The organism is Phycisphaeraceae bacterium, from assembly GCA_020639155.1.
Classification (GTDB): Bacteria; Planctomycetota; Phycisphaerae; order Phycisphaerales; family UBA1924; genus JACKHF01.
Window position 1 is genome coordinate 2,502,982 of the sequence record JACKHF010000001.1, and the last position, 7,596, is coordinate 2,510,577.

Annotated in this window: 9 protein-coding genes and 1 tRNA gene; 4 read left to right on the forward strand and 6 right to left on the reverse strand. The window is 57.2% G+C overall.

From position 1 onward, the window contains the following. Nucleotides 1-126: 126 nt before the first annotated feature. Both H6815_10535 and H6815_10540 read left to right on the forward strand, forming a co-directional pair. A complete protein-coding gene (locus tag H6815_10535; GenBank protein ID MCB9860875.1) occupies nt 127-1,542 on the forward strand; it encodes a phosphomannomutase/phosphoglucomutase in 1,416 nt (471 codons plus the stop codon). A 117-nt stretch (nt 1,543-1,659) separates the two neighbouring features. Further along, nucleotides 1,660-3,216, forward strand: coding sequence for a hypothetical protein (locus H6815_10540; GenBank protein ID MCB9860876.1), 1,557 nt, complete (start codon nt 1,660-1,662; stop codon nt 3,214-3,216). A gap of 4 nt (nt 3,217-3,220) precedes the next feature. Here the strand turns inward: H6815_10540 and H6815_10545 are convergent. Beyond that, nucleotides 3,221-3,304 (reverse strand) — tRNA-Leu (locus H6815_10545). A gap of 458 nt (nt 3,305-3,762) precedes the next feature. On the opposite strand from H6815_10545, the gene H6815_10550 reads away from it, so the two are divergent. After that, entirely contained in the window at nt 3,763-4,524 is a 762-nt protein-coding gene (locus H6815_10550; GenBank protein MCB9860877.1) for a cytochrome b/b6 domain-containing protein, read from the forward strand. Between the two features lie 9 nt (nt 4,525-4,533). Continuing rightward, complete coding sequence (locus tag H6815_10555; GenBank protein ID MCB9860878.1) at nt 4,534-5,061, forward strand: hypothetical protein; 528 nt, start codon at nt 4,534-4,536, stop codon at nt 5,059-5,061. A 136-nt stretch (nt 5,062-5,197) separates the two neighbouring features. Here the strand turns inward: H6815_10555 and H6815_10560 are convergent, their stop codons facing one another. The 5 genes from H6815_10560 to H6815_10580 form a co-directional block, all read right to left on the reverse strand. Then, on the reverse strand, nt 5,198-5,437 hold the full coding sequence (locus H6815_10560; GenBank protein MCB9860879.1) for a hypothetical protein: 240 nt from the start codon (nt 5,435-5,437) through the stop codon (nt 5,198-5,200). 114 nt (nt 5,438-5,551) lie between these two features. Then, entirely contained in the window at nt 5,552-6,250 is a 699-nt protein-coding gene (locus H6815_10565) for a winged helix-turn-helix transcriptional regulator (protein MCB9860880.1), read from the reverse strand. Nucleotides 6,251-6,397: 147 nt separating this feature from the next. After that, complete coding sequence (locus H6815_10570; GenBank protein ID MCB9860881.1) at nt 6,398-6,781, reverse strand: DUF488 family protein; 384 nt, start codon at nt 6,779-6,781, stop codon at nt 6,398-6,400. Nucleotides 6,782-7,015: 234 nt separating this feature from the next. Further along, nucleotides 7,016-7,159: a hypothetical protein gene (locus tag H6815_10575; GenBank protein ID MCB9860882.1), complete on the reverse strand. Its 144-nt coding sequence runs from the start codon at nt 7,157-7,159 to the stop codon at nt 7,016-7,018. Next, on the reverse strand, nt 7,156-7,593 hold the full coding sequence (locus H6815_10580; GenBank protein ID MCB9860883.1) for an Rrf2 family transcriptional regulator: 438 nt from the start codon (nt 7,591-7,593) through the stop codon (nt 7,156-7,158). Before H6815_10580 ends, H6815_10575 begins: the two co-directional genes overlap by 4 nt. Between the last annotated feature and the right edge of the window lie 3 nt (nt 7,594-7,596).

The window sequence follows — 7,596 nt, forward strand, 5'->3', positions numbered from 1 at the left end:
AGTTCCCTCGGTCTGTCAGGATCATTCGTACATAACTACAAACATAATACAAACAGAATGGACCAAAAGAGGGGATCTGTCTAGGCTCTGCGTCTTTCTCGCACGTTTGCCCTATGAAAGGACAACATGCTCGGTCGGATCTTTAAGGCGTATGACGTTCGGGGCACCTACCCGGATCTTCTTAACGACACCATGGGCTGGCAGATCGGCTATGGCACCAGCAAGCTTCTGCGGCAGGAAGCTCGCGAGGATGGTGATGCAACACCCATGATGCGCAACTTTATCGTTGGTCGTGATATGCGGCAGTCGAGTCCTTCGCTTTCCAAGGCGTTGATTGATGGTATTACGTACGAAGGCGGCGATGTTATCGATGTGGGGATGGTGGATACTCCATTCATCTACTTTGCCATTAACTATGTTGATTGTGCTGGTGGTGTGATGGTGACCGCAAGCCACAATCCGCCAAAGTACAACGGGTTCAAGATCTCGCGGCGCAAGGCAAAGCCTGTTGGCGAGGCCAATGGTCTTGCTGAAGTGCGCAAACATGCGGCAATGATTGATCCTGCAGTCGCATCACAGCAAACAGCAAAGGGACGTGTGAGCGAACGCGATCTTTGGAGCGCATACATCCGGCACGTGCGCAGTTTCCTCAACATGGATGGAGCGAAGCTGCGAGTGGTTGTCGATGCGTCAAACGCCATGGCAGGCACGATGGTACCAAGAGTATTTGGTGCGAAGGGCAAGGATGTGTCTGGGCTTGAGATTATCGAGTTGAACTTTGACAACACGTCTGGTACATTCGCCCACGAGCCGAATCCCCTGGTTCCCGCGAATCTGGAGCAGCTTCGCGAGATGGTTGTGCAGGAGAAGGCGGATCTTGGAATCTGCTTCGACGGCGATGCGGATCGATGTATGGTTGTGGATGAGAAGGGGCAGATCGTCGGATGCGATCTGCTGACGGCGCTCGTTGCTAGACAGTTTCTCAAAGCGAATCCAAAGTCTCCGATTGTGTATGACTTGCGGTCAAGCAAGGCAGTAAGTGAAGAGATCACAATAGCTGGCGGCAAGCCGGTGCGCAGCCGTGTCGGGCATGTGTTTATGAAGGGTGAACTCGCAAAGCAGAAGGCGGTCTTTGGCGGTGAACTCTCCGGTCACTTCTACTTCCGCGACAACTTTAACGCCGATTCCGGTGCGATCGCGATGGCGACGGTGCTCACAGTGCTGGCGCAGTCTGGTAAGTCGATGAGCGAACTTATCGAGCCGATCGCGCGGTATGCGCAGTCAGGCGAGATCAACTTCCGTAACGAGGATCCGGATGCGGCTCTTGCGCAGATCGAGGAAGCATACATCGATCGTGCGCTGGTTGATGATCTCGACGGGTTGACTATCGATGCGTTCGAGGAGGAGGGGTGGTGGTTCAATGTTCGCAAGAGCAACACCGAGCCATTGCTGCGTCTGAATGCTGAAGCAAAGACGATGAGCGCGCTGCGAACACTGCTCGACGAGGTCACGCCACTTTTGGGTGAGCAGGTCGATCACTGAGTCTGTGTGCTGAAAGTCTGCTGAAAGAAATACGTATAAAGCCCGAACTAGCGATGGATGGGCCTGTTTGCCGTTGTTCTCTGGCAATGGGTGTGTCTGTTTGCGCGGGAGGCAGTGATGAATGTCAGCCAGTTTCTTGAGCACTGGGGGCTGCATGATAATCCGTTTCGTGGCGAGGAAGCCCGGAACGATGGTGTGCTGCGCAGACTGACCACGTCGGGACCTGGTGCACCCGCGGGATTTGTGCACTCGGCGTTTGACAAGGTGCTCGGATCGATCGAGGAGCCATCCACGGCGATTGTGTTCGGCGAGAAGGGATCGGGCAAGACCGCGATCAGATTGCAACTCGAGCAGCATGTTGCGATCCACAATGCTTCACACGCTGGAAAACAGACATTGCTTGTTGCGTACGACGATCTGAACACTGTGCTCGATCGATTGCACGAGCGCATCGGGAGTGATGATCCGCTCGAATCGTTCAGGCAGGTGGAACTCGCCGACCACATGGACGCACTGCTGGGACTGGTTGTGCCGGGTGTTGTTGATGCGATACTCGGGCAGACAGAGCCTGGAGCGCAGACATCAGTGACGCTGCAGCCGATGACAAAGCAGCAGATCAGATCGCTCGATCAGCAGACGCGCGAGGATGTGTTGTTGTTGCAAGCTGTGTACGATCGACCGAACCGTGCGGATGTACGAACAGTTCTTCTTCGAAAGATGTTGAAACTCGGCAGGCCGATGGTGCATCGCGTGTGGGAGGCGCTGACCTTTGTTGCGTGGGCACCCGCTGTTGCGATACTGATTTGGTTGTTCTTCTTTGCGCCGGAACGGTTCAGTGACGGTTGGCAGAGGACGGCTGTGCTTGCGGGAGCTGGTGCGTGTTTCCTGTTCTGGCTTATCACGTTGGCAAGGGTGCATGTCATCGAGCGCTTGCGTCGAAGCCGGACCAGCAGGCGACTCCACAAACAGCTTCGTGCGCTCTCACGTACCGAGATGTCGTATGCTGCAAGCATTCGCCAACTGCCATTGCGCCTGCGCGAGACGGGTGTGCTACCGGTATCGCAGAGCGAGGAGCCCCGGTACGCAATGTTCGATCGGCTGCGTCGTGTTTTGCGCACGATGGGATATTCGGGGCTCATGGTCGTTGTCGATCGCATCGATGAGCCGAGCCTCGTCAGCGGGCATGCCGAACGCATGCGCGCGATCATCTGGCCGTTACTCAACAACAAGTTCCTCCAACAGCAGGGCATCGGGTTCAAACTGCTGCTGCCGATTGAGTTGCGCCACGCGCTGATGAAGGAATCGAGCGCGTTCTTCCAGGAAGCGAGGCTCGACAAGCAGGGGTTGATCGATCGGCTGACGTGGACGGGGTCCATGCTGTACGACTTGTGCGAGGCTCGATTGCAGGCGTGCCTTGGCGAGGGGAAAGAACAGATTGAGTTAGTCGATCTCTTCGCTGAGGATGTCGCAAGACGCGATGTTGTCGATGCGCTTGATCAGATGCATCAGCCGCGTGATGCGTTCAAGTTTTTGTATGCGTGCATCACGGAGTTCTGCTCAAGCGTGACAAGAACCGAGGATAACTGGCGGATTCCGAAAATGCTGCTTGACACGGTTCGCCGGGCGCAGGCCGAGCGCGTGCAGGCACTTTATCGCGGTATCACGCCAGCGTAAGAAGTGGGCCTGGTGGGACTTGAACCCACACTCCGGTGAAGGAAACGGATTTTAAGTCCGCTGCGTCTGCCAGTTCCGCCACGGGCCCAAGTACCTGAAATGGTACGGGCTTGCGACGATCCGGGTGAAGGCGACGACGAGCGACTCGGCGGATTGCTTGGCGCTCGTCTGCGCCAAGACAGCAACCTCAGGAGACTTCTGGAGACTTGGGACCGGCTGCCGGAGGTGGTTCGGAGGGCGCTTGTAGCTGCGGCCGAAGCGGCGCTGCTCTCTGATCCTTGACCTCGCAGGACCACTCCGCTTCTACGGATGCGGCTCAACTGACTCCGCACGACACACATGCTCCGACACGCCGCATCAGCTTGCTGAACGGTCTTGCTCGTTCGCCTCCTCGCTCCGAACACTCCAAACGCCTCTTAGGACATTTGTCCAATGCCTGCTCCTGCAATGGTTTAGGCCCTTTGGCCAATGGCTTCTATGGCGTTGAGTCATTACGGTGAAAACACAACTCACGCAATGCGGCGGCCTGACTGGGAGATGTCCTCCATGAAAACGAAACGTGTCTACGATTATCCAACGAGAGTCTTCCACTGGCTCTTTGCTCTGCTCTTTGTCATAGCGTTCACAATCGGAACCACTGTGGACGATGACTCAGCGCTCTTCCTGTTCCACATGCTCGCGGGACTCGTGCTTTGTGCCCTCGTGCTGTTTCGCGTCATCTGGGGCTTTGTTGGAACAAAGCACGCCCGTTTTAGCGGTTTCGCGCTTCATCCAAAGGACCTTCTTCGTTACGCCAAAGACATCCTTGCCGGAACTTCGAGCAAGTGGCCAGGACACAACCCCGCCTCAAGTTGGGCAGCCATCCTGATGATGGCCTTTGCGCTGGGGCTTGGAATAACTGGATACCTGATGGCCAACGATCAGGCCGGTGACTACATTGAAGACCTCCATGAACTCCTGGCGAACGGATTCCTGACGATTGTGCTCCTACATATCGCGGGCCTTGCGCTCCACTCCCTTCGCCATCAAGACGGTCTGTGGAAAAGCATGTTCACTGGCCTTAAAACCGAATTGCCCGAGCAGATCGATCATGTTCCCGCTTACTTGGGCATCGGCACGATTCTCCTGCTTGGAACGGTTGGCTTCTCGGGTCATCTGGTTCAGAATCTCGACAGCAATAACCGCACGGTGACGATCCTCGGGACTCAATTCGTCCTTGGTGAACAAGAGGATGGTGAGCATGCGAATAAGCGCCGGGAGAGCGGACATGACACCCACAGAAGACACCATGACCATGATGACGACTAAGCAAGCAGCATGACCATTCGCGAACGAGCGGTTCTGCTCACTGTCTTGCTGTCTATCTTCGCGTTGGTCGCATTCGACCTCGTCATCGACTCATCGGAGGGCGTAGCCGTTTGGCATCTCCTAACAGAAGGTGCAGTGGGTCTCGTTGCACTGCTTGGCGCCTTCTATCTTCTCAAAGATGGCTTCGCTCTCAGACAACACTTGAAGCAGGAGCGCGCATTGTCGCTAGAGCTACGACGAGAGGCTGAAGACTGGAGAAACCGCTCTCGCAAGTACTTGCAGGGGCTCTCTGCTTCGATTGATGAACAGCTGACCGAATGGAAGCTCACTCCTTCAGAAAAAGATGTCGCCTTTCTCCTCATCAAGGGAATGAGCCTAAAAGAGATTGCTCACATCCGAGAGACGGCGGAGAAGACTGCGCGGGTGCAGGCGACGGCGATCTATGCCAAAGCCGGTCTTTCGGGCCGTCCGGAGCTCGCGGCGTTCTTCTTGGAAGAATTGCTGCAACCAGACCATGCCCTCGGAGAATCCGAATAGAGTTGACCCTGCGACGACGCGCCAGCCTGCTCTAAACCAATCGAGACCCGGATCCAGTCACGTTGCAACCCGCATGGGCACGACGGCAAACCTCCTGCCGTCATGCCCATTGCGAGGATGAGGTTCACGAGACTGCTCAGCTCTTGAGCGCCGAGAGATCAGCACCGTGATTGATGTGGTACACCTGCCTGTCGATGACCAGTGCCGGGACCGACTTCACTCCCAACTGCTCGGCTTCAGTGATTCGACCTCCCTCGTTTCCGAGGTGGACGATCTCTACATCGAACTTCGAACGGTCCAGACCTTCGGCGACACTGCGCTCAGCATCGACACAAACCGGACATCCAGCGTGGTAGAACGTTGCTTTGGTTGACATCTCAGTACTCCTTATTCTCTCTGTGGGTATACATCCTGAAGCGCCCCATGCGCCCAAGGACTTCTGCTAAAACTCTTCGACACTTCAGACCTTCTCCCCCCTTTCCGTGCGCCGTCATGACTGCTTGGCCTCCTTGCCTACGCTCAGACTCTTCCCGCCAACGAAGGCCGTCCACAAACGAGGCGCCAACTCAGGATCTACTGGCTCCATCTCATCACAATCCACGCGCAGCTCACTGTCTGCGATGGGGGCATCGATGTACTGACAGTGGTGGGGCTTGGACTTCCCTGCATACTCGTTCGGTCGAAAGAACCTGCAGCCCACGCACATGCGCGCCGTCGGAACCGAGCCCCGCTCCTGAAGCTCTCGAATCAGCGACACAAGCCCGCGAACGAGGCCAGCCTGGTCGCTACTACTGAGCGCCGCTGCCGCGGCAAGAACTGCCTCAGGCCACTCACCGGCCGACGCTGCAAGCCGCTTCCCTTTTGCCGTGAGCTTCAGTCGAATTTCTCGCCCGTCGTCGGCTGACCGCTGCTTTACAACGAGCCCCTTCCCCACAAGCGTCGATACGGCTGCACTCGCCGTTCCTGCTGTGATCGCAAGCTGGTCTGCGACGGTTGAAAGCCCGATTGGCTGCGATGCCCCAGCCACAACAGCCAGAATCTGCGCCTGGGTCGGCGAGAGCCCATGCTCCCCGGTCGCCCGCCAGGCTTCGTGCCTAAACACCAGCGCCAGTTTGGCGAGCCCGGCTGCAACCTGAGCGGCACTGTCCGCAGCGCTGCCGGACTCCATTTGGGGTAGTCGAGTGCCCATACCAGATAGTTTGGACTCCAAACTATCTGAAGTCAAGGGCGGTGGAGCAGTTTATTTGCCCGCACCTTCCCGGCACAGGAAGCCCGGACAGGCCGCTTCTGTGGCTCAAGGGGTATTTGGGAGCCTCGGGCGGGGCCGCTGCGCGAGCTATCGCTTGCGCCCGCGATCCAAGAGCGCGTCCCTAAGCACCAGGGCGTGATTGTGCTCGACATCACGCGAACCAAATACAAGCGTCACACCACCGTCCTTGCTGTGCTTGCGCACAACCGCTCGAAGCTCGTCAAGTGCACCGCTATGCGCCAGCTCACATTCGTACCGCTTTCGAAACTCATCCCACCGCTTCAGATGCGAGTGATACCAACGCCGCAGTTCAGTACTTGGAGCCACTTCCTTCAACCACACATCAACGGCAGCTCGCTCACGGCTGAGCCCTCGCGGCCAGAGACGATCGACCAGAACGCGACAACCATCGTCCCATTCGGGATCATCGTAGACACGCTTGACGCGCACTTTGCTTCGGGTTCTCGGCATCGCCTCACCTGTTTCACATTGAGCATTCGTGCTACTTGTAATGGTAGCGCACAGGAGCACTGGCGCAAACCAAACGCGAAGAGGCCAATGAGAGACAACGACCCCACCTGTCCAATATGCCGTGCGAAGGTGCAACGACGCGCCGCCCCAGGCCAGGACTGGATGTGGGATGCAATTCCGTACTATGAGCTACTTGACGTTGCAAGGGCGCGAATCAGTGAGTGCGAGTCGCGCTCAGATGAAGAGATACGGTGCTGCGCTGTGGAGGTTGTTCAAGCCCACCTCTGCAAGTGCTGCAGCACCGAGCCGACCATCGTTGGCGCTATCGTCGATGAGTTTGTCAGAGCACTTCACGACAAGACCAAGCCGTAGCCTCATCGTCCGAGATCAACCGTAAGCTCCAGCAGGTCAGCTCGGTGGCCATGCACGAGTGTCGACAATGTCGCCCTGTCAAGCTCACTGAGAAATGCCTCCCTCGCGCTGTGAAGAACCGCAGCAAGTCCGCAGGAATCCTCGATGCGGCATCCTCCTGAAGTGCGAAAGCACTCCACTAGATCCATGTCTGGCTCAATTGCGCGAACCACATCGCCCACCACAAGCGTCGACGGGTCTGCGGCAAGCTCAACTCCGCCACCGCGACCACGACTCGTCCAGACCCAGCCTTCGTCCTGGAGCGCCTGCACGACTTTCGTCAGGTGATGGGCCGACACGTTAAGCCAGCGAGCCATCTCCGCAACCGTGAGCCGCTCCTGCCGGGCAGTGAGCAGCATCAGCACACGAAGCGCGTAGTCGGTTCGCTCAGCAAGCCGCATCGA

Bases quoted from the DNA above. Each gene is read 5' to 3' on its own strand.
- H6815_10535 (MCB9860875.1), top strand. From the start codon at position 127: ATGCTCGGTCGGATCTTTAAGGCGTATGACGTTCGGGGCACCTACCCG.
- H6815_10540 (MCB9860876.1), top strand. From the start codon at position 1,660: ATGAATGTCAGCCAGTTTCTTGAGCACTGGGGGCTGCATGATAATCCG.
- H6815_10550 (MCB9860877.1), top strand. From the start codon at position 3,763: ATGAAAACGAAACGTGTCTACGATTATCCAACGAGAGTCTTCCACTGG.
- H6815_10555 (MCB9860878.1), top strand. From the start codon at position 4,534: ATGACCATTCGCGAACGAGCGGTTCTGCTCACTGTCTTGCTGTCTATC.
- H6815_10560 (MCB9860879.1), bottom strand. From the start codon at position 5,437: ATGTCAACCAAAGCAACGTTCTACCACGCTGGATGTCCGGTTTGTGTC.
- H6815_10565 (MCB9860880.1), bottom strand. From the start codon at position 6,250: ATGGGCACTCGACTACCCCAAATGGAGTCCGGCAGCGCTGCGGACAGT.
- H6815_10570 (MCB9860881.1), bottom strand. From the start codon at position 6,781: ATGCCGAGAACCCGAAGCAAAGTGCGCGTCAAGCGTGTCTACGATGAT.
- H6815_10575 (MCB9860882.1), bottom strand. From the start codon at position 7,159: ATGAGGCTACGGCTTGGTCTTGTCGTGAAGTGCTCTGACAAACTCATC.
- H6815_10580 (MCB9860883.1), bottom strand. From the start codon at position 7,593: ATGCGGCTTGCTGAGCGAACCGACTACGCGCTTCGTGTGCTGATGCTG.